This is a genomic window from Saccharibacillus kuerlensis DSM 22868 (genome assembly GCF_000378145.1).
Classification (GTDB): Bacteria; Bacillota; Bacilli; order Paenibacillales; family Paenibacillaceae; genus Saccharibacillus; species Saccharibacillus kuerlensis.
In genome coordinates this window covers 65,761-88,452 of sequence record NZ_KB899292.1, presented here as the reverse complement: position 1 = coordinate 88,452, position 22,692 = coordinate 65,761, and the positions used below count along the sequence as shown (strand labels likewise).

The window sequence follows — 22,692 nt, the reverse complement described above, 5'->3', positions numbered from 1 at the left end:
GCTGCTTCTGAACTCTTCCCTGAAAGTGAACGTCATCGCGCGAAAAGTAGGCTTCGGCAGTGTGACCCATTTTGGCCGGGTGTTCAAGGAAGTGACGGGGAGAGCGCCCCTGTTTTACCGGAAATAGAGCTTAGAAGAACATTTCTTGCCGAAAACCAAAACCAAAACCAAAACCAAAACCAAAACCAAAACCAAAACCAAAACCAAAACCAAAACCAAAACCAAAACCAAAACCAAAAAGACTGTTCCCTCGTCAGCTTCGATGAGTTCCGGAACAGTCTTTTTTCTATAAATTAATAGCAGCAATCAGATTTGAGAGGCAGTCTGGGCAGTTGCAATGGCATTCCGCCAACCGCCGTAATGCGAAATATCCGCGGCTCCCTGCGCTGCATAAGCTTCGCAGACAAATCCGGACACAATCCGGCCGTCCTGCATTTCGATCTTGCCGATGCCAAGCGGAGCCGGAATAGAAGCGGTAAAGCGTCCAAAGGAAGATACCGGCATGCTCCACAGCTCCACCTCAATGGCAGCTCCGCCTTCGGCTGACCGAACAAGACCCGGTTTGGATGGCGTGGTAGGCAGGCGATAAAGTTTATAAGCGGGAGCAGTCTGCACAGTTTCTATAAAGGATGCGCCAAGCCCGATCATCTGCGGCTCCAACGGCATGCCCCGCATATGAAGTCCGCATACCGCAACGGTGATACGGTCTACCTGCGTCTCGATCAGCCGGGCGGCGGCGCCGAGATTGGCTTCTTCGGCAGGCAGGGCAAACAAGGTAATGCCGAACGGCAGACGCTCTGCGGCTTCGCCGGCAGGAATCGCGAGCGCGCTGAGATCCAACAGATTGCAATGATTGGTATACAGGCCCATCTGACTATTGGTGGCAATCGGATCGGCGGCGACCTGCTCACGCGTCCAGGTTCCTCCGGCGGTCGGCAGCACCAGCACGGCATTGTGCAGCAGATTTTCGGTGGCGCGGCGGATTTCCGCAAGCCGGTGCTGAGAACGGAATAAGGCGGCGGCTGTGAAAGATGCCTGTTCTCCAGTGCGAAGCACCTTTTCCGTAACGGGCAGAGCCGCTCCCGGATGATTCTCGATAAAAGGCTGCAGATCGGACCAGCGCTCGGCAACGAGCGGTCCTTCATAGAGCAGTGCCGCCGCTTCCCGCAGCATAGAGATGTCCACTTCGACTACAGGAATCCCCGTCTGCTTAACCATCTGCTTGGCACGTTCCCATGCGGCCCGGTATTCATTCTCGAACGGTCCATAAAAAGCAAGCGGTTCGGCAGGAAGCAGAAAGCGATCGGGAAGGGCGGCGGGCGCCAGTGGACGATCGAATGAATAAGGATCTTCTTCCATTCGGCCGCGAATCTGACGGTCTACAGATGCCGCATCTTCTAAAGTATTCGCGAATGCCGTGACGCAGTCGATGCTGCGGCATGCCGGAACAACGCCGCGCGAAGGCCAAGCGCCTACGGCTGGCTTATAACCGATCAGCCCGTTCAATGCGGCCGGAACACGGCCCGAACCGGCCGTATCCGTACCCAGCGCGAAGGCCGCTTGGCCCAGCGCTACGGCAACCGCGGAGCCGGAACTTGATCCGCCGCTAATCAGCTCCGGCCGAAGCGCGTTATGGGTATCTCCATAAGGACTTCTTGTGCCGACCAGGCCGGTTGCAAACTGATCCAAATTGGTTTTGCCGACAGGAACAGCGCCGGCAGCAATCAGCCGCTCGACAACGCCTGAATGCTGCTCGGCCGTATAGGCATAATCCGGGCAGGCGGCCGTAATCGGCCAACCGGATACTTCGATGTTGTCTTTGACGGCAAATGGAATGCCCCACAGCGGATAATCCTCGGGGTTCAGCCCCTGCAGATTTTCCAGATAAGGACTTATTCGCTCGTAAACGGGCGGCAGAATCCAGATATGCTTTTCTGCCGACTGCTCCGCTCTCTGGATAATGGCGCTGATGACTTCTTCCGGCGTAAACAAGCCTTTCCGGTATCCGCTCCGCAATACCTCGATTGTTAGCTGTGCAGGAATACATTGTACACTCATGAAGCCGCCTCCTCTTGTTCGGGATGAATGGTCGCGATGCAGTCTCCGGCACGAACCTGATCGCCCGGCGACACGACGACCGAAGTCACGATGCCGCTGAAAGGCGCGATCTGATGGAACTCCATTTTCATACTTTCTTCTATTATAAGAGTCTCGTCTTTCTTCACGAATTGGCCGGGTTCCACGAGAACCTTCCATACGCTGCCGGACATGGCGCTGTTAACGGCCAGACTGCCTTCCGGTACGGCATTCTGCTCTTGAGACACGGCAGTTTCGGGTTCGGATACGTGCTCGGCAATGCCAAGTGTTTTCCACAGTTCCCGTTCCTGCTGGAAAGCGGACTGCTGGGACTCGCGGAATACGGCGGAATCCTGTTCGATCGTCGTCAGCCATTTCAGGTAATCCCCGAGATTGAACGTCGTTTCTTCCATTTCGACCGTGAAGTCGCCGCGAGGGAAATCTTCCCGCATCTGCAGCAGATCTTGCTCGGATACCGGGTAGAACTGAATTTGGTCGAAGAAACGAAGCAGCCACGGTTTGCCAGGCTCAAAGTTCGCGGTATGGCGGATTTTGTTCCACATCTGCACGGTTCGGCCCACGAATTGATAGCCGCCCGGACCTTCCATGCCGTATACGCATAGATAAGCGCCGCCGATCCCTACCGCATTTTCCGGCGTCCAGGTACGGGCCGGATTATATTTGGTCGTGACCAGCCGGTGTCTTGGATCGAGCGGTACGGCTACCGGTGCGCCCAAGTACACGTCGCCCAGTCCCATAACCAGATAAGAAGCGTTGAATACGACTTCGGCTACTTCGTCGATCGATCCCAGGCCGTTCATCCGACGAATAAACTCCAGGTTGCTTGGGCACCAAGGCGCATCGGGACGTACATTCTGCTGATACCGTTCAATCGCGAGCCGGGTAGCCGGATCGTCCCAGGACAGCGGCAGCTTAACGATACGCGACGGCACTTCGATCGAATCGAGCGATGGCAGTGTCCGGTCCAACTCCATCAACCGCGCCGCGGCTTCTTTGACCGAGATGCGCGAGCGGTCCAAATGGATTTGCAGCGAGCGAATGCCTGGCGTCAATTCTTTGTAAGGAATCAGGCCGCTGTCTTGGATTGCCTGCATCAGCACGTAGACCTGGAAGCGGTACAGAAGATCCAGTTCCCGCGCTCCGTATTCCACCAAAATATTCTCGTCTCCCGAGCAGCGTACCGCAATCGGGAACCGGCGGTTCTCTTCTTCAAAAGCAAGCAGCGGCATATAGGTTCCGCTTGAATGTTCCGGCAGCACCGGAAGCGGTGCGCCTTCCTGCAGATGGTTCAGGAAATGCTCCTGCTTCTGCCAAAGCTGTTCGGCTTCTTCCACGGTAATGAGCGTAAAGCGGACCTGATCGCCAGGGCGAAGCTGACCGAGCTTCCACAGTTCGGCGGAAGCCGTAGTTACGGGGCAGACAAAGCCGCCGAGACTCGGACCGTCCGGTCCGAGCAGGATCGGCATATCGCCGGTCAAATCCAGAGCGCCTACCGCATAGGCGTTGTCATGAATATTGGAAGGATGGAGACCGGCGTCGCCGCCGTCTTCTCTCGCCCACAGCGGTGCGGGGCCGACCAGCCGAACGCCGGTACGCGAGCTGTTGAAATGCACTTCCCAAGTCGTTTCCGTCAGTTGGTCCAGATAAGCGGGCAGCAGGTACTCTTGCGTGCAGTGCGGGCCCGGAATAACGCCAATGGTCCATTCGCGGGACACGGCGGGCAGCGAAGCCGAACCAGGAGCAGCAAGCCGCTGTCCTTCCGACGGCTTCACACGAAGCACGGCGCCCGGGCGAAGCGTTCCGCCGCCGTAGCCGCCGAAGCCGCCGAGCGTGAAGGTAGAGGCGCTGCCGAGCGTCAGCGGAATATCCAGTCCGCCAGCTGCCAGCAGGTAAGCTCGCATGCCTGATGACGCTTCGCCGATCGTCAATACCGAACCTGCCGGCGCCTGGGTAGGCGTGTAGAGCGGCACCGGAACCCCGTCCAGGGAAGCAGTCATAGCGGCGCCGGTTAGGCAGAACCACATCTCATCCCGGAAGCGGTAAGTGCCGCCGCGGAAAGTCATCTCCAATCCTGCCGCCGTTTCTTCGTTGCCGAGCAGGCGATTGCCCAGACGGAAAGCGAGGGCATCCATCGGTCCCGAAGGCGGTACGCCAATGTCCCAGTAGCCGGTGCGTCCCGGATAATCCTGCACAGTCGTCTGAATGCCGCCGTCGATCACTTCGATCGCGTGCTCGAGAGGGGAGAAGCCGGCGAGCATACCGGTATGTACATGTCCATTTTGGAAATCCGGCTCTTGAAGGAAGGAGGCGATATACGATTGATTCGTCGTAATGCCGTACACGCGCATTTCGTCGAGACAGGCGATCATGGCTTCGATAGCCGCTGTCCGATTTTCCGCGTGCACGATAATTTTTGCCAGCATCGGATCGTACAGAGTAGTCACTTCAACCCCTTTGGCAATCCAGGTTTCTGTGCGGGCTCCTTCCGGCCAGATCACACCGTCGATGATTCCGGCACTTGGACGGAAATCCTGGAAAGAGTCTTCAGCGTACAGACGAACCTGCAGGCTGTGTCCCTGCGGCTTGCGAACGAGAGTTGGCAGGGCTTGCAGCTCGTTCATCGCTTCTCGTACCATCCACTCGACGAGATCGATCCCCAGCACTTCTTCCGTAACGCCATGCTCAACCTGCAGTCGCGTATTGACTTCAAGGAAGTAAAATTGTTCCGCAGCCGCATCATATAAGAATTCCACCGTTCCCGCGCTGCGATAGTTTGCTGCCTGGGCAAGCGCCTGCGCGCAATCCAGCATGCGCTGTCGAACGTCTTCGGGCAGCAGCGGAGCCGGCGTTTCTTCGATCACCTTCTGGTTGCGGCGCTGCACGGAACAGTCGCGTTCGCCCAGTGCTATCGCTTCGCCGAATGCATTGCCGAAAATTTGTACTTCCACATGCCTGGCATGGGAGATGTACTTTTCCAGAAATACGCCGCCGTCATTGAAATTGGCTGTCGCCAAACGGGTTACTGACGCGTAGGAATCTTTCAGCTCTTCTTCGTTTTCGCAGATGCGCATGCCGATCCCGCCGCCGCCCGCCGTACTTTTCAGCATGATCGGGTAACCGATACGTCTTGCATGCATGACCGCTTCCGCCAAATTTTCCATCAAACCGGTGCCTGGCAGCAGCGGTACGCCCGCTTCTTCAGCCATCGCCCGGGCAGTGTGCTTCAAGCCGAACAGTTCGATATGCTCGGGGCTTGGTCCGATAAAAGCAATGCCCTGCTCCGCGCAGGCTTTGGCAAAAGAAGCATTTTCGCTCAGGAAGCCGTACCCCGGGTGAATCCCATCCACGCCGTGATCCAGAGCCGTTTGCAGAATCAGTTCTGCATTAATGTAGCTTTCTTTGGCCGGACCTTCGCCGATCAATACCGCTTCATCCGCCAATTCCACATGCAGGCTGTCGCGATCCGCCTGTGTGTATACGACCAGGGAAGGGATCCCCATCTTCTTCAGCGTACGCAGGATACGCACCGCAATCGCGCCGCGGTTGGCAATCATCACTTTGTTAAACATGGGCTTCGCCTCCTTCGCTGTTCCAGATCAGTACTTGTGCAGGTGTCGGGTTGTAAGCATTGCAGGGGTTATTCAGCTGCGGGCAATTGCTGATCAATACCGTAACCGGAGCGAGCGCGACCAGTTCCACATAGCGGCCGGGCCCGGATACTCCGTCTGCAAAAGTAAGCTTGCCTTCCGGCGTAACCGGAACATTCATGAAGAAATTGACGTTCGGCGCCAGATCCCGTTTGGTGAAAGCGGGGCGCTCCGCCAGCATCAGCATGAACGTATCCCGGCAGTTGTGCATCGGCAGCGTATCGTGCGAATAGCGAACCGTATTGCTCTGAGCGGAGCAGGCACCGCCGATCGTATCGTGGCGGCCGCAGGTGTCGGCAGCAATGCGAAGCAGATCAAGTCCGGATTCCGCTTTGAGAACGGAGCCGGTCGTCAAATACAGATTTTGCTGCCCGGTAATGGTCTGAATAGCGCTGTAATGATCGCTTGGATCTTCGCTTGCATAGAAGAGCGTATCGACCGCCTGATTGCCTTCCAAATCCACGATACGGAGGGTTTGTCCCGGGAGCAGATCATACAGCCAGCCATCGCCGGCGGGGATGATATGGGAGTAAATCGCTTCTTCCGGATCCAGCGTACTTAATGTAGGCACAAATTCGTGAGTCATCATTAGGCGTTCGCTCCTCTCAGCAGCTCTTGGGCCTGCCATGTATTTTCAAAAGCGCGGCGGTTCTCCGGGCAGTGTCGTACGCAGAGATCCTGTTCGGTTACCGGCATCGCGTCGCTCACCCGAACTTCAATAGCGGTATCCGGATAAACCGGCGATGGATTCAGTGGATTTGGCGTATTGGAGAAAAGAAACAGCACATCCATCTCCGTGCGCAGCGTAACGGTCCGGCCTGCGGTGTCCTGTTCGACGTAGCGCATACTTCCATCCAATTCGCAGATAACTTTGGAGAACAGATTCACAGGCGGGATCAGATCGCGCGGCGTCAGCTGGTTGCGGAACAATTCAACCGTAAAGTTCTCTGCCCCGCTGCGCAGCCAGCCATTCCGCTGCTGCTGGTAATTCGTGAAGCCGTATCGTTCGTTCGTTGCACTTCTTGTCGTATATCCGCTTAAAGGATCATGCCAGCCTACAGTATCTTCGATGATGGAGGCGAGCACGCGGCCCTGGTCGCTCATCAGTACATGGCCTGCCGTCAACAGGGCAGTATGCTGCGCTTTTAACGTATCCGGCATGTTGTAGCGTTCGGCAGGATACGGCGCGTGATACAGCAGAACGGACAGGTTAGCCTGATTGCCTGCGGCTTTGAATTGAATTTGTTTGCCTTTTCCAATCACGCCCGACCACTTGCCGCCAGGTTGAATCGTGAATACTCCCATATGAAAACCTCCTCGAATATAGGTAAGCGATGAATGAAAATACAAAAAGCCCGGGAGAAATAATCAAAGCGATAGGCTTTGAAATTTCTCCCGGGCTTTTGTCCCGCCGTGGACATCGACATTTTGCTGCCAATGCGTTTTCTCTCGGACCAGTCAGCCTTATGCAAGACCCGGAACCCTAGAAAACAATTTGTATGCAGTTCTTATGTCATGAACAATAACATAAGATTTTGAGAGAGACAAGGAATTTCTAAGAATTTCAATGAAAAAGTTCGTTTTTCCAAGTGTGTATGTCAGTTTTTATTGTAAAAAGAATATATGTTCCTATTTACAAACGAAAAAGAAGCTTGATATAGTCAGGCTACTTTATGAGTCGTATAAAACCTGACACGAAAGCTTGGCTTCTTCAGAAAAATTCCGAATGGAGCGTGAATACATATGTCAAAAGAAATCACATTAAAAAGAGATTTGTCTTTATCGCATGTTGTAACAATGGGATTGGCCTGGATGTCGCCCATGATCTTCTTCACCAGTTTTGGAGTCCTGCATGAAGGATCAGGTGGTATGCTGCTCGCCGCTTATCTGCTCGCTTTCGTCGCTATTGTATTTACGGCACTCAGCTATGGACAGATGGCTAAAGCTTTTCCTGTATCAGGGTCTGCTTATACGTATGTGTCCAAAGCAATCAATCCATTTATCGGCTTTATTGTAGGCTGGGCGATTCTGTTGGATTACTTATTTTCCTGTATTGTAGCGGTGCTGATGTTCGGCGTGAATCTGCATGCGCAGTTCTCGTCGGTTCCTTCGGCGGTATGGATTGTGCTGCTGACGCTGATCGTCATGGCCATCAACATCATCGGCATCAAAACTTCGGCAAATATCAGTAAAGTGTTCGTCCTGCTGCAAATTTTGTTTATCGCCGGCTTCTGCGGAATGCTGGTTTATAAAGGCATCACGGGAGGCGTAAGTGCCGGATTCAACCCGTTCCCTGACTCGGGAGGCGTCAGTTTTTCCGCCATTCTTGCTGGCGCTTCGCTGGTCTGCTTTTCCTTCCTTGGCTTTGATTCCATCACTACGATGGCGGAAGAAACCAAGGACCCCAAGAAAACAATCCCTCGGGCCATTTTCATCATTGTTGTTCTTGCCGGCCTGCTGTACTTCGTAACGGCCTATCTGATTCAGCAGATTTATCCGAACTTTGCTTATACCAACGTGGATTCGGCGGGTTATGAACTGATGCAGTCGATCGGCGGAGGTCTGCTGGCCGGCGTATTTACTTTCGTAATCATCTTCTCCGTCCTGTCTCAGGGCATGTCTTCCATGACAACCGTTACCCGGCTGCTGCTGGTCATGGGCCGCACCTCTCTACTGCCCAAACCATTTGCGTCTCTGCATCCTACATATCGTACCCCTGTATTCAATATTCTGCTGATGAGCCTGGTTTCTCTATCGGCCTTGTTTATTAGTCTGGAAACGGCCATCAAGTTCGTCAGCTTTGGCGCATTAACCGCGTTCCTGTTCGTAAATATCTCCGTAATCGCCCACTATATCATCCGTCAGAAGCGGCGTTCGCCGCGGGATCTGCTGATTCGTCTCGTTTGTCCGCTGTTCGGAGCGCTGTTCGTCCTGTATCTGATTACGCTGCTCGGCAAATCTTCGCTGATGCTCGGCACCGGCTGGCTGGTTGTAGGGCTTGTTTACTATGCGGTGCGGCGGATGAAGTTTTCTTCTCTGGAGAAAGCGGCTGCTGCGGCTCCTGAACAGTCGGTCTAACCAGCAGCTTCTGAAAAGCGCCATTTATACTTCGCATGGTCCGTACCTGACATCCTCCTCAAAAACGGGTAAAGTAAAAACAGGAGGGGATCAATCATGCGCATTCAAATGGACGAATATACGGAAAGCAAAATCAAAGAGAAGTTGGGCGATCGTCCCGGCAGCCTGCGGCTTGTGTACGATACGATCAACTGCGGCTGCAACGGCGTAGTGACGCTGCAGATTGCGGACAAGCCTTGGGATACGGACGTTCCGGTCGAATCGGAAGTGTTCGAGGTCTGGACGGATCGTCAGCAGGAGCAGCAGTTTGATCCGGTGATGAAGCTTGAAGCCGATCGGAATTATCCTTCGTTCAAGCTGTCCAGCGACGGTGCGGTGTTCAGCCGGAATTTGAAAGTGACGGATCTTCGGAAACCGGAACATTCAGTACTTTAATCGGCACTTTAATTGTACAAGCAATATGTTTTCCAAGCAGGGAGTCGATTGAAACAGGTCACGTCTGCAAATTGAGCAAGCGAGGCAAGCCGAGTTCTTTTCGGCAGAGCCTCGCTTCTTTATATGGATTTGTCGATTCATCGTCAATGGATCAGATGTGAAAAGGCTGTGCTCAAGATCGCTTATTGATGCTCTATTAATGAAGATCCGATAAGAAAAGAGGGCTTTTTGACAGGAAGATCGAGAGGTTATGGTATGATAATTAGAGCTGAATTACGGCATTTCGTACGGTAAGGAGGAAAATGGTTGCAATTCACGATTGATAACTCCATATTACTTTTTTCCACGCTGCTGATTGTTGGCGTTCTAACAACGAAGTTCTCCTCTCGCTTAGGCGTTCCCTCTCTGGTATTCTTTATTGCCGTCGGGATGCTGTTAAGTAAATTTATTTATTTCGACAGCGCTTATTTGACTCAGCTGTTCGGAGTTCTTGCGCTGATCGTCATTTTGTTCGAAGGCGGTCTTCAGACCAAATGGACGGATATGAAAAAAGTGATTGTTCCCTCCGCAACTTTGGCAACGGTAGGGGTACTGATTACGACCGTCACGATAGGCGCGCTTGCCAAGTACATTTTGGGTTTATCTTGGCTTGAAGGAATGTTATTCGGCGCGATTGTTGGTTCGACGGATGCGGCCGCCATCTTCGCCGTATTGGGCACTAAGAACATTAGACCGAAGCTGACGGCAACGTTGGAAGCGGAATCGGGGACTAATGATCCGATGGCGATCTTTTTGACCGTTTCTCTGATCACGCTTATTCAGAATCCGGAATCCAATTTCTTCGCCCTAATCCTCGGTTTTGTCTGGCAAATGGGATTGGGCCTCATCATAGGTCTGCTTATGGGCAAGGCCTCGGTAGCGATCATCAACAAAATCAATCTCGACTCTTCGGGGCTGTATCCCGTTTTGTCTATGGCGCTTGCCGTCTTGGCCTACAGTGGAACCGCCATGCTTCAAGGCAGCGGATTGTTGGCGGTTTATGTGATGGCTGTGTTGGTCGGGAACTCCGATCTGACGTATCGTCATTCGATTTTCCGCTTCAATGAAGGCTTCGCCTGGATGATGCAAATCCTCATGTTTATCCTGCTCGGTCTGTTGGTTTTCCCAAATCAACTGCTCTCTGTCATCTGGCAGGGCTTGGGCTTGTCGATCCTGCTCATGTTCGTTGCAAGGCCTCTGGGTGTATTCGCAAGTATGATTTTCATGAAATTCGACCTCAAGGAAATAACATTCATATCCTGGGCGGGACTGCGCGGAGCCGTTCCGATTGTACTCGCTACCTATCCGATGCTTGCAGGTATGGAACACAGCCAGCTTATTTTTAATGTCGTATTCTTCGTCGTGTTGACTTCCGCGTTGATTCAAGGCTCGACCATTTCATTTTTAGCCGGAAAGTTGGGTTTATTGGGCGGGAAAAAGGCAGCGGTGCCTCACAGTCTGGAACTTGTGTCGATCGGGAAGACCAATTCGGAGATTATTGAGATTGACGTGGAGGAACAATCGCTCGTGGAAGGCAGAGAAATCAGACATGTTAGTCTTCCTGAAGAAGCTTTGGTCACTGCGATTGTACGTGACGAAAAGATCATTACACCGAAAGGCCGAACACGTGTTAAAGCGGGTGATACCCTCTACGTTCTGCTGCCAAAAACGATGAGGAAGCAAGTTAAGGCGATGTTCAGTAAACAGGAAAAACCGCAAAAATTACTTAAAAAAGAATCTCCTAAATAGATGATAGATCAACCGGAAAATGAAACCCAGCTCTCCAAATAGAGAGTAGGGTTTTATTTTTGCTTTTACACTTAATCGATCAGATCATTATTCCGAATTAATGTTCAACAGGCTTAATCTTCTGCAGTTCCCAAACCTTTTTCCACAAAATCACAAAAATCTTGTAAAATAAAAGAACTTACACGTGGACAAGCCAAATAATCATCAGTTAATATAAGGAAAAGTGATTAACAAAACTACAATTGTAAGCGTTATCATATAGGCAGGCAAATTTTCGAAAAGGATCGGAGGCATTGTTCATGAAACGTTTCCCGATGACCCTGCAGCTGGCCTGTATCTTGTTTATCGTAATGGTAATTCCGGCGAGCATTTTGACTTGGTACAGCGGCGAACAGAGTCTGCGCAGTTCACAGCGGGAGATCGCGGAATCTTCGCTTGCCGAGCTGGTGGCCAGCCGCAGACTGAGCGAAAGTGCGCTGAACAGCCTGACCCAGGATACGGTGAGGCTTTCCGCTACGGGAACTTTCGACCGTCTGCGTCCTTTCAAGAATTACGCGCAGCTGAGCGCCGATTACAGCAGTATCAGCCAGGGGATGGCGGTGATGCGGGAGCTTACCAATCTTAATCGACGGGCGGAAGGGGTATACTCTTCCTTTTTCCATCTGGAAGGTTCCGATTATATCGTGTCTACGGACAAGAGCATCACCCAGGTCGAACGGTATGAGTCGATGGATTGGCTGGAATCGGCTTTGGAAATTCAGAGCGGGATCGAAGGCGTATGGTACCCGCGCAGACTGAGTTCCGGCGTCCCTGTCGTTTCTTATGTGCTGCCGTTAAGCCGTTTGTCCACGACGACGAAGGGCACGATTGTAATCAACTTGCGTGAAAGTCAATTGGAGGATTATCTTCAGTCAACCAACGAAGCCAGTGTCGGATACGCTCTCGCAGATTCCAACGGAACAATCATTTCTCATTCCGACAAAAGTCTACTTCTGAGCGATGCCCGCCAACTGCCGGTATTCGGCGATTTGTTGGACAGCTCCTCGGGGGAAGGCTATGCTTTTCGCGAGGTGGACGGCAGAAGGCTCCTGTATACGTGGTCGCATTCAAGCCCGTTAGGCTGGACCCATCTGAATACATATTCCGTACAGGAATTGATGACTACTGCGCACAACTGGCAGCGCGGCCTGGTTCTGCTGACGGTCATTGTTGTTTTTGTCGGTACATTTGCAACGATATTTTTGGCGGCTTGGCTGTCCAGACCCGCACGGGAGCTGGTACGTAAGCTTACGGTGCGCGGATATCTGGAAGTTCCGGGACGTAATGAGTTTGCTTTTCTTGATACTGTATTTCGCAGGATGCAGGATGAAGAAGCCAAGCTGCACGGACTGCTTCGGGAACGCGAACAGGATGCCCGAAGTCTCGTCGTTCATCAACTGCTGAGAGGCGAGACGGATCGGCCGGTCGGCGATGTCTTTCCTTATCCTCGTTTCCTTGTAGCCGCCATTTCGATTGACGGTTACCGGCGTTACGCAACCAAGCATAATGCGGAGACTCGAAGTTATCACCGTTACCTGCTGACCGCTTACTGCGACAGCCTGTTCACCGAAGGGATGTCCGGGCAGTGCCTATACCGGGGAGACGGCTATTTCGCGGTCGTAATCAATTATGCCGAAGAAAGAGAAAGCTGCAGCAGCATTCATTCGCTTTTCGAGCAAATTCGGGAAAAAGCGGCCGAGCTGTTCGGACATAGCGTGACGATCGGGGTTAGCGGGCGTTCGCAGGAAGCGACATGCATATCGGAATTGTCAGCGGAAGCATCGGAAGCCGTCAAGCGTCGGATGATCGCCGGCAGCGGCGGTATTCATTACGAAACCCAGGACGAAGGCCTTGGCGGCAAATATGTATACCCCGTACACAGCGAACAGCGTGTTCTCAATTTCCTGGATCGTAGGGAACTGGAGAAGATTGATGCCGAACTTGAACGTATCGCGGATGAGATTAGAGCAGCGGACTACATTTCATACGATAATATTTTATTCATTTACAACCAGCTTGTAGGCGTGACGATCAAGCATTTGAGAGAAAACGACAATCATGCTGCGCGCCTCGTCGCCGGGCGTGGAAGTGTCTACTCGGCCCTCGGATCGCTCGATACGCTGGACGATCTGCAGGAGTATCTGCACGACTTCTATGCCCGAATCATCGAAGCGATGAAGCCGGCGGAAACGGATGCGAATTCGTATGGGGAACGAATCTTCGGCTATCTTCGCGAGCACTACTGCGAGGATGTTGTGTTTGAAGACATGGCGAGAGAAATTGGGATCAGCTATTCCTATATGCGCAAGATTGTTTCCGAGATGACAGGCACCAGTCTGATCGACTGCCTGAATCGACTCCGAATCGAGAAAGCGAAGCAGCTGCTTGCGGAGAGTGAACGGACAATTACAGAGATTGCGGCCGAAGTCGGTTATGATAATGCACGCAGTTTCAACCGCTTTTTCCATAAATACGAGGGTATGGCCCCAAGCAGTTTCAGAGTCAAACAAAAAGCGACTTCTTGAAGAAAAAAAGTGCTCATAATCTCTAAAAGAAACCGCTGTCATTTGTGACTGGAACAACCAAAAATGATCCTTTTATGTTCTGTATTTCCCATAACAGCGCGGTTCCAATCAAAAATGACCGTCATAATCAACACTCGCTGTTTACCGGATAATGAACTGGAGGCTATGATGGGCACAACTTCCGGTGACGGATGGGAAAAAGGAGACAGGAGGTGAAATTGTGAAGGGATTTAGTATATCCAAGCACAAGAATGAAACCGCTTTATTAGGTGTCAGGGAAAAGCGATACGGACCTCTGTATTATCTGCGACGCGACTGGCAACTGTACGTGCTTCTTATTCTTCCGCTGGCTCTTGTACTTCTCTTCAAATACACGCCGCTGGCGGGTCTGGTACTGGCCTTCAAGGATTATAAGATTGCCAAAGGCTTCTGGGGCAGCGAGTGGGTAGGCATGCAGGTGTTTCAGGATCTGTTTGCCAAGCCGGACTTTGCAAGAGCCGTACGCAATACGCTGCTGCTCAACATTACGGATTTGATCTTCAGCTTTACGGTACCGATCATGCTGGCCCTGCTGCTGCACGAAGTCAAAAATGTCATGTTTAAAAGAGTCAATCAAACTTTGCTGTATCTGCCGCACTTCCTGTCTTGGGTCATCATCGGAGCCATGGCCTATCAACTGCTGGGCGAAGGTAACGGGATGATCAACAATATCATTTCAAGCCTGGGAGGGACGCGGGTTCCGTTCCTTCAGGAAGATACGAACTGGTTGATCAGCTACCTGGCAATCGGGATCTGGCAGAGTATGGGCTGGGGCACGATCATCTACCTGGCGGCCATGAGCAGTATTAACCCGGAGATGTACGAGGCGGCTACCGTCGACGGAGCCAGCCGCTGGCGCAAAATGTGGAATATCACGCTTCCATCGATTAGACCGACAATCGTGACGCTGCTTATTATGAGTCTGGGCGGTGTGATGGGCGGCTCGTTCGAGCGGATCTACGCGCTGCTGAACCGGGCGACGACCGAATTTACAACGACCATTCCGGTACTGGTTTACCGGTGGGGGATCGAAGGCGGGGATATCAGCCGTGCCACGGCGCTCGGATTGTTCCAGGCCTTAATCGGATTGGTTCTCGTATTGGCGGCCGACCGAATCGCCAAAAAATTGGGTGAAGACGGTTTGTTGTAAACGGATGAATCTAGTACAGCATATTTGGAAAGGAGGAGCAGCATGAAATCCGCCAATACCGCTCCGGCCCCGCATCGCAAGCGCTTCGACGTCTGGGGATTCGTTATTCATTTCGCACTTGTTGTCGTTTCCCTCATCTGTCTGCTGCCGTACCTGCATATCGTAGCCAAGTCCTTCAGCGAGGACGCCTACGTTATTGCGAACAAAGTGTTACTCTGGCCGAGAGGATTTTCGCTTGAAGCGTACAGCAAGATTTTTGCCGATGCCAGTATCCTGAAATCTCTGTACGTGTCGATTCTGGTGACGGTCATGTTTACCATACTAGGTATGGTTGTCACGATCTGTGCAGCTTATCCACTGTCCCGCAGACAGCTGAAAGGACGCACAACGCTGACTTTCATTTTCCTGTTTACCATGTACTTCAGCGGAGGGATTATCCCGGAATACATGCTGATCAACAGCTTGGGGATGCTGGATACGATCTGGGCGCTGGTGCTGCCGCTATCGTTCAGTGCATTCAACCTGCTGATTATGAAGACGACGTTCACGTACAGTGTTCCAATCAGTCTGGAGGAATCAGCGCGGATCGACGGAGCCGGACATTTTCGAATACTGTGGAGTATCGTACTGCCTCTGTCTAAGCCGATTATTGCGACACTCTCGCTCTTCTATGCGGTCGGACGGTGGAATGCTTATCAAGATGCCTTGTTCTATATCAAACATAACGTCGATCTGCGCCCGCTGCAGCTGAAATTGTACTATCTGGTTGTTCAGGCCAGCGAAAGCTTCCAGCTTGAGGCAACCGAAGTAACTCTGAGCAATCCCGAAGTTATGAAAGCTGCTGTCGTCGTATTTGCCACTCTGCCGATCATCTGTATTTATCCATTCGTCCAGAAGTATTTTGTTCAGGGCACAATGCTTGGCGCAGTGAAGGAATAGCAGCGTCAAGCAGGCTTCATCTATCCTAAAACCATTATTGGGGGGATCAGAAATGAGTAAAAAGAACAGATGGGGGTCCAAGCTGCTGACCGGGCTCGCACTCGTTGCTTTGTTGGCAGGGTGCGGAGGTTCCGGTGAAGCTGGAAATGCTTCGTCAGCTGCAGAGACACCGGCCGAAGGGTTCCCGGATTACTCAAAAGGATTTCCGGAAAAAGTAAGCCTCGATATTCCGGTTTATGAGCGCGCTTTTGAAGGCTGGAACGTTACAGATAACTTCTATACCCGATGGATCCAAAAAGAGTTTGGCGAAAAGTACAATGTAAGCGTTAACTTTGTACCGATTACACGAAGCAGCGAAGTAACGGATTTTGAGCAGCTGCTGGCTTCGGGCAAAGCACCGGACATCATTTTCCACTACGATATGCCTCAGGCATTGGCCTATTACGGTGAAGAAGTTCTCCAGCCTTTGAATCTGGAAGAAGTCGCTCACTATGCCCCTACATACTGGGAGAACATGAGCGAAACGATCGAACAATACGGCAAAATTGACGATCAAAACGTCTTCGTGTTTGCCTCCCGCCCGGAAACCGACAACTTCGTTTCGATCATTCGCAAAGACTGGGTAGAGGAAGTCGACATGAAAGTTGAAGATCTGACATCGCTTGAAAAATACAACGACATGCTGATGAAGTGGAAAGAAGAAGGGCTTGGTGTGGCGGGAGGCAGTCTGATTCAGAACTCCTTCAACTACAACTATGCCTTCCGCGACTGGCCGTTCGATCCGAAATACCGTGCGCTGTATTCCGATCTTTCCGTGGCGGATTTCACTTCGGAAGACACGGAGCGTTTCTTGCGGAACATGAACTACCAATACAATAACGGACTGATCGATCGGGAGTTCTATCTGCGAGACGACGATGGCAAGACCAAAGCGGAATTTGTAGCCGGTAAGACTGGTACCTACAGCACGTACCTGACGAACAATACGGATGTATTTGATGCGACGCTGAAGAATAACCCGGATGCCGAGTTTGCCGTCATTCCTCCGTATGCAGGTGTGCCGGAAGGCCGAGAGCCGCAGGGCCGCGCATATTGGCCATTCGGATTAATTATGGGCATCAACTATCAATCGACCGATATGGAACGTGCTGCCGTCTGGATGTACCTGGACTGGATGAGCCAGCCGGAAAATCTGTTCTTCCTGCAAAATGGCGTCGAGGGCGAGAATTATACGCTTGACGATCAGGGAATCGCCGTTCGCGATCCGAATTTCAAAGGCGAGTCCGTACTTGCTCAGAACAACAACAAAGACTATTGGGCACTCGTTACCGAAACGGCCGAATATCCGGATCCCGAGACGACTCTTGAAGCCAACAAGCGGAACTGGTCGCCTCCAGGTCACGAGTACTTGGTCGATGACATGGTCAAATATTACGAGCAAACGGCAGAATTCCGGACGCCGGACGCTTTGTTCACTGTTGTACTCGACAAAGTAAACGATTATAAAGCAGACCTCAATGCACTCTTCCAGGAACTGTATCTGAAAGTCGTTATGGCACCGGAAGATCAATTCGACCAGCAGTATGAACAAGCCAAGCAGCAGTACCTTGATGCGGGCTATCAGGAAATTTTGGATGAGAAACAAGAAGCGATCGATGCGGGCAATTATCAATAACATTGTCTGTTCGATCAAGCAGGGAGGAGCGGCAGTCTGCGCTCCGCCCTGCTTGCATTATAAAGGACGCTCTTCTATGGCGATGCTGTAATCCTGGCCGAATGTCGTTGAACCCTTCGTGTCGTGCCCGGTATAATAACTGTATTCATAAGAAACGGATACGGAGACGATGCGAAACGGAGGAAGCCGAAGAATGAGCCACAAGAACAAGACCGTCGTCAAATCGATGGACCTGCTGAATTTGTTCCGTCTTAATCCCCGGATGAGTTTGAATGAACTGGTGGAGTTGACAGGCAGTCCGAAAACGTCGGTACATCGTATGGCGGGCTCGCTTGAGGAGATGGGATTTTTGCAGCGGGATGGGAACGGAGTATATGAGCTGGGATTCGTCTTCCTTGAGTTCGGCCAACTGGTAGCGGAGCGACTGGATATTCGGCGTGCGGCGCTTCCAGCGATGCGGCAGCTGAGGGATGAGGTAGAGGAGGCCGTCAATCTAACGATTCGGGACGGCGACGAATCGATCTATATCGAGAAACTGGAATCTACGCGGCCGGTCAGACTGTATACGAAGATCGGAAGGCGTGCTCCGCTGTATGCAGGCGCCTGTTCCCGAATTCTCTTGGCTCATATGCCAGAGACGGAAGCGGAACGCTATTTGGAGCGGACGGAGCTTGTGCCGATCGCGGCCGGAACGATTACCGATGTGGTGCAGCTGCGAAGCTTATTGGCCGAATCCCGGAGATGCGGATACAGTCTGAGCCACTCCGAATTGGAGAACGACACGTCGGCGCTGGCTGCGCCGATCTTCGACTACACAGGACGAATTGCAGGCGGCTTAAGCGTGGCAGGGCCGGATTCGCGGTTTCGGGATGAAAGGCTGCCGGAACTGTCGGAGAAAGTACGAAGCGCGGCCGAACGAATTTCGCGAGAATTGGGCTGGAAACGCGAATAGAGTAAAAAGAAGGAGGTTTCAAGCTGAATAACGGGTAAACATACACCGACGATACGTATTCGTCGGTGTGTTTGTCATGCAACTTGCCATGTGAAGCATAAATCGGATTGTTCAGAAACGAAATTAGTATTGAAAAAAATGAAAAACTGAATTTCTCAAGATTTAATGTCATAAATCTTGACTTTAACTCTTGTGCCTGGTCGTTTGATTGTCTATAATCTATTTAAAATTCGGAATATGTGTTCCGTTATTCGGAATAAGGAGGCGCGAGATGCGGCATATCGACTTGAATTGTGATCTGGGCGAAAGTTTCGGCGCTTATCGGATCGGCCGGGACGAAGAAATTCTTCCGTACGTCACATCGGCGAATATCGCCTGCGGTTTCCATGCTGGTGATCCCGGCGTTATGCGGCGAACTGTTCGCCTGGCACTGGACAGCGGCACGGCGATTGGCGCCCATCCCGGACTGCCGGATCTGGCCGGCTTCGGCCGACGGAATATGGCGATCTCTCCGGAAGAAGCTTACGACCTGACCGTGTATCAGATTGGCGCGCTGAATGCGTTTGTCCGTTCGGAAGGCGGGAAGATGCGCCATGTGAAGCCGCATGGGGCACTGTATAACATGGCTGCGCAGCATGCGGAACTCGCGGATGCGATCGCCAGGGCGGTATTGAACGTCGATCCCGGATTGATTCTGTTCGGGTTATCGGGCAGTGAGTTGGTAAGAGCTGGACAGGCTGCCGGGCTGAGAACTGCCAGCGAGGTGTTCGCGGACCGGACTTACCAGCCGGACGGTTCGCTTACGCCAAGAAGTCGTCCTGACGCGCTGATTGTCAATCATGCTGAGGCGATTGCTCAAGTCATCCGCATGATTGCGGAAGGCCGTGTACGTACGACGGTGGGCGAAGACCTAGCAATCGATGCGGATACCGTATGCATTCATGGCGACGGACCGCATGCGACAGAATTTGCCCGGCAGATACGTTCTGCCTGCGAGATGGCCGGCATTATTCTGTCTCCTGCCAAATAGCACATTCCACAAGACGGCCTCAGAGCCGCACAACCAAGGAGGAAACTTATGGGATCCGTCAACAACAAGCAGGCCAAGTCGCTTGCGGAACCGCCCAAATCGAATCTCAGTCTGCTGATGGGGGCTGTCTTCCTGATGGCGACATCAGCAATCGGACCGGGTTTCCTGACCCAGACCACTGTCTTTACCCAACAGCTCGCTGCAAGCTTCGGCTTTGTCATTCTAATCTCCATCATTCTCGATATTGGAGCGCAGATGAATATCTGGCGAATTATTGCCGTCTCCGAGAAGAGAGGACAGGAAATCGCCAATATGGTGCTTCCCGGTCTCGGTTATGGCCTTGCGTTTCTGATCATATTCGGAGGCATTGCCTTCAATATCGGCAATATTGCGGGAGCAGGCCTCGGTCTGAATGTTCTGTTCGGCACCGCTCCGGAACTGGGTGCAGCCTGCAGCGCGGTAGTGGCCATCGCAATCTTCCTGATTCGCGACGCAGGTAAGGCGATGGACCGCTTTACTCAGATTGCGGGCATTGCCATGATCGTCTTGACATTATATGTAGCGATCACGTCGGCTCCTCCAGTCGGCGAAGCGGTTATCAAGACGTTCGCGCCTGATCGGATCGATATGCTCGCCATCATTACGCTGGTCGGCGGCACGGTCGGCGGCTACATTACGTTTGCGGGCGGACACCGGCTGCTTGATGCCGGAATCAAAGGCAGAGCCGCTCTGCCGCAGGTCACCAAGACATCCGTATCCGGCATTCTTGTCACGTCGGTCATGCGTATTCTGCTGTTTCTGGCTGCGCTGGGCGTCGTTGCCCAGGGATTGAGCATTGATCCTAATAACCCGGCGCCTTCGGTGTTCCAGCAGGCTGCGGGGAACGTTGGCTATAAATTGTTCGGACTCGTGATGTGGGGAGCGGCAATTACCTCGGTCATCGGTTCGGCTTATACGTCCGTATCGTTTATCCGAAGCTTCAGCCCGAAGATCGAACGCAATTACAAGAAGTACATTATCGGCTTTATCGTCCTCTCGACGCTGATCTTCGTCATTATTGGAAGACCTGTAGGCATGCTGGTACTGGCAGGCGCACTCAATGGGATGATCCTGCCGATCGGTCTGTGTGTCCTGCTAATCGCAGCTTACAAGCGGAGCATTGTCGGCGACTACCGACATCCGCTCTGGTTGACTATTTTCGGCGGATTGATTGTACTCGTCATGGCCTACATGAGCGGGTATACACTGATTAACGAAATTCCGAAATTGTTCCAGTAATCGTCCGAATAAAAACATTTCTGATCAACTAGGCGCCTGAGCCGGATGCAGGTGCTTGAGCAAAGAAAGGAAGTCGTGCCATGAGCCATTCGGAAGCTGTGACTTCATTGAATCATATTCCTTGTGTCGCTCCTTACGGAGAGTGTGCCGTGCGCGTGTTCTGGGACGCCGAGATCCGGCCGGATATTCATCGCCAGGTGAGGGCGCTGCACGAGGAACTGGAACGCCGCCCTTTTCCCGGGATGCTTGAGTGCGTACCTTCTTACGCGGCCGTAACGGTCTTCTACGATCCGTACACCGTATGGACGGCCAGGAAGCAGGGAGACTTTGGTAGGGACTTTTCCGCAGAAGATCCGGTTTATCGGACCATAGTGTCTTTGTTGGAGAAGCGGGCTGCAGCTTTGGATATATTGGCTGTATCCGAACCGGCAGTCGTAGAAATCCCGATCTGTTACGGTGGCGAATACGGTCCCGATCTTGAAGAGGTCGCCCGGCATGCGGGAATGACCCCGGAAGAAGTTGTGAAGGTTCACGCCAGCGGTGAGTATCTAGTCTATATGCTCGGCTTTGCGCCGGGTTTCCCGTATCTGGGAGGCATGGCGGAATCGATCGCCGCTCCGCGCCGAGAGACGCCGCGTTCGGCGATTCCGGCCGGATCGGTCGGTATTGCGGGGAAGCAGACGGGCATCTATCCGCTCTCGACGCCCGGCGGCTGGCAGTTGATCGGCCGTACGCCGCTTCCGCTGTTTCGGCCGACAGAAGATCCGCCGAGCCTGCTGCGTGCGGGAGACATTATTGTTTTCCGGCCGATCAGTCGAGATGAGTTCCGCCGCCTTGAACAAAGCGGAGAGTATGCCGTAAGCGAAGGAGCTTCGGGTGCAGAGGCTTCGCAGGCAGAGATTTCGCACGGGGAGGAGCGGCTATGAGCATTACCGTATTGATGCCGGGCATGCAGACGACAGTACAGGATTTGGGCCGTACAGGATATCAGAAATACGGCGTGATCGCTGGCGGAGCAGCAGATTCGTATGCATTGAGAGTTGCGAATCTGCTCGTAGGTAGCGATGAAGGGGCTGCAGGGCTGGAGATTACGCTGAGTGGTCCGGTGCTTCAGTTCGAGTGCGAAGCTTTGATCGCCGTAACCGGCGGCGACCTGTCGCCGAGCGTAGACGGCGTGCCTCTGCCAATGTGGCGTCCCGTGCTTGTACCGGAAGGAGCCGAGCTGCGCTTCGGCGCTGCAAAAAGCGGCTGCCGTGCCTACCTGGCTGCAGCCGGAGGCTTCGATGTGCCGACAATTATGGGTGGCCGCGGTACCTACCTGCGTGCAGGGATCGGCGGATTCGAAGGCCGGGAACTGCGTACAGGGGATGTCCTTCCGCTGGGTGAGCCGAGCGAAGCGGGAAAGCAGCTGGCCGGAGAGCTCTCTTCCTCCAGCGGAAAGCCGTTTGCGTCGGTGTCTTGGCATGCGGACAATCGCTATATTCCGCCGGGTCGAACTTCTCTGACCGTAAGGGCGATGCGCGGCCCCGAATTCGAGAAATTTACGACGGGAAGCCGGGAATTCGGCTTTAGACGCCCGTTCGAGGCGACACCGCAGTGCGATCGAATGGGCTGCCGTCTGGCGGGATCTTCGCTTGTGCTGGAGCGGCCGGTCGATATGCTCTCCGAAGCGGTAGCACCGGGTACGGTACAGGTACCGCCGGACGGCAATCCGATCCTGCTGCTTGCAGACCGGCAGACGGCGGGCGGATACCCGCGTATTGCCCAGGTTGCAGCGGTCGATCTGCCGATCGCCGCACAGCTGCGTCCGGGACAGCGTATTTCTTTTCTGGAAATCACAGTGGAGGAAGCCGAGCGGCTCTACCGAAAGAGAGAAGATCAAATCCGGATGATGAAGCAGTTCATGAAGATATCTCCGTTATGAATAGAAGTTTGAACGGGCGTTCCAAATATGGGACGTCCTATTTGTTATTTTTTTCAAAAAAATAAGGAGGTTTTGGCTATATTCGCTCCATTATTG

17 protein-coding genes and 1 riboswitch are annotated in these 22,692 nt (G+C 52.8%); of the genes, 13 read left to right on the top strand and 4 right to left on the bottom strand.

Annotation, left to right across the window (positions count from 1 at the left end):
• Positions 1–25: 25 nt before the first annotated feature.
• Positions 26–127: an AraC family transcriptional regulator gene (locus F456_RS24040; RefSeq protein ID WP_425314185.1), complete on the top strand. Its 102-nt coding sequence runs from the start codon at positions 26–28 to the stop codon at positions 125–127.
• Between the two features lie 179 nt (positions 128–306).
• Here F456_RS24040 and F456_RS0115410 read toward each other — a convergent pair whose 3' ends face one another.
• The 4 genes from F456_RS0115410 to F456_RS0115395 are packed head-to-tail and all read right to left on the bottom strand — an operon-like array spanning position 307 to position 7,049.
• The gene (locus F456_RS0115410) at positions 307–2,058 is read right to left on the bottom strand and encodes an allophanate hydrolase (protein ID WP_018977948.1); all 1,752 of its coding nucleotides are present in this window, start codon (positions 2,056–2,058) and stop codon (positions 307–309) included.
• On the bottom strand, positions 2,055–5,666 hold the full coding sequence (gene uca / locus F456_RS0115405) for an urea carboxylase (protein ID WP_018977947.1): 3,612 nt from the start codon (positions 5,664–5,666) through the stop codon (positions 2,055–2,057). The genes F456_RS0115410 and uca overlap by 4 nt, the downstream gene beginning before the upstream one ends.
• Positions 5,659–6,333 carry an urea amidolyase associated protein UAAP2 gene (locus tag F456_RS0115400; protein WP_018977946.1) on the bottom strand — a complete coding sequence of 225 codons (675 nt, stop codon included), beginning with the start codon at positions 6,331–6,333 and terminating at the stop codon, positions 5,659–5,661. The genes uca and F456_RS0115400 overlap by 8 nt, the downstream gene beginning before the upstream one ends.
• A complete protein-coding gene (locus tag F456_RS0115395; protein ID WP_018977945.1) occupies positions 6,333–7,049 on the bottom strand; it encodes an urea amidolyase associated protein UAAP1 in 717 nt (238 codons plus the stop codon). Before F456_RS0115395 ends, F456_RS0115400 begins: the two co-directional genes overlap by 1 nt.
• An 85-nt stretch (positions 7,050–7,134) precedes the next feature.
• A riboswitch (guanidine-I (ykkC/yxkD leader) is annotated at positions 7,135–7,242 on the bottom strand.
• 245 nt (positions 7,243–7,487) lie between these two features.
• Between F456_RS0115395 and F456_RS0115390 the strand changes: the two genes are divergently transcribed.
• From F456_RS0115390 to F456_RS0115335, 12 genes are all read left to right on the top strand, one after another.
• Complete coding sequence (locus F456_RS0115390) at positions 7,488–8,822, top strand: APC family permease (RefSeq protein ID WP_018977944.1); 1,335 nt, start codon at positions 7,488–7,490, stop codon at positions 8,820–8,822.
• Positions 8,823–8,918: 96 nt separating this feature from the next.
• Positions 8,919–9,257, top strand: coding sequence for an iron-sulfur cluster biosynthesis family protein (locus tag F456_RS0115385; protein WP_018977943.1), 339 nt, complete (start codon positions 8,919–8,921; stop codon positions 9,255–9,257).
• A gap of 306 nt (positions 9,258–9,563) precedes the next feature.
• Complete coding sequence (locus tag F456_RS0115380) at positions 9,564–11,045, top strand: potassium/proton antiporter (protein WP_018977942.1); 1,482 nt, start codon at positions 9,564–9,566, stop codon at positions 11,043–11,045.
• Positions 11,046–11,344: 299 nt separating this feature from the next.
• Positions 11,345–13,609, top strand: coding sequence for an AraC family transcriptional regulator (locus tag F456_RS0115375; RefSeq protein ID WP_018977941.1), 2,265 nt, complete (start codon positions 11,345–11,347; stop codon positions 13,607–13,609).
• A 220-nt stretch (positions 13,610–13,829) separates the two neighbouring features.
• Positions 13,830–14,798 (top strand): ABC transporter permease, encoded by a 969-nt coding sequence (locus F456_RS0115370; protein WP_018977940.1) that lies wholly within the window; start codon positions 13,830–13,832, stop codon positions 14,796–14,798.
• A gap of 42 nt (positions 14,799–14,840) precedes the next feature.
• A complete protein-coding gene (locus F456_RS0115365) occupies positions 14,841–15,737 on the top strand; it encodes a carbohydrate ABC transporter permease (protein WP_018977939.1) in 897 nt (298 codons plus the stop codon).
• Positions 15,738–15,789: 52 nt separating this feature from the next.
• A complete protein-coding gene (locus F456_RS0115360; RefSeq protein WP_018977938.1) occupies positions 15,790–17,412 on the top strand; it encodes an extracellular solute-binding protein in 1,623 nt (540 codons plus the stop codon).
• 193 nt (positions 17,413–17,605) lie between these two features.
• Positions 17,606–18,364 carry an IclR family transcriptional regulator gene (locus tag F456_RS0115355; protein ID WP_018977937.1) on the top strand — a complete coding sequence of 253 codons (759 nt, stop codon included), beginning with the start codon at positions 17,606–17,608 and terminating at the stop codon, positions 18,362–18,364.
• 271 nt (positions 18,365–18,635) lie between these two features.
• A complete protein-coding gene (locus F456_RS0115350; protein ID WP_018977936.1) occupies positions 18,636–19,394 on the top strand; it encodes a LamB/YcsF family protein in 759 nt (252 codons plus the stop codon).
• Between the two features lie 48 nt (positions 19,395–19,442).
• Positions 19,443–20,672, top strand: a complete 1,230-nt coding sequence (locus F456_RS0115345; protein WP_018977935.1) for an NRAMP family divalent metal transporter — start codon at positions 19,443–19,445, stop codon at positions 20,670–20,672.
• Positions 20,673–20,752: 80 nt separating this feature from the next.
• The gene (gene pxpB / locus F456_RS0115340) at positions 20,753–21,598 is read left to right on the top strand and encodes a 5-oxoprolinase subunit PxpB (protein ID WP_018977934.1); all 846 of its coding nucleotides are present in this window, start codon (positions 20,753–20,755) and stop codon (positions 21,596–21,598) included.
• Positions 21,595–22,596 (top strand): 5-oxoprolinase subunit C family protein, encoded by a 1,002-nt coding sequence (locus F456_RS0115335; RefSeq protein WP_018977933.1) that lies wholly within the window; start codon positions 21,595–21,597, stop codon positions 22,594–22,596. The genes pxpB and F456_RS0115335 overlap by 4 nt, the downstream gene beginning before the upstream one ends.
• Positions 22,597–22,692 lie beyond the last annotated feature (96 nt).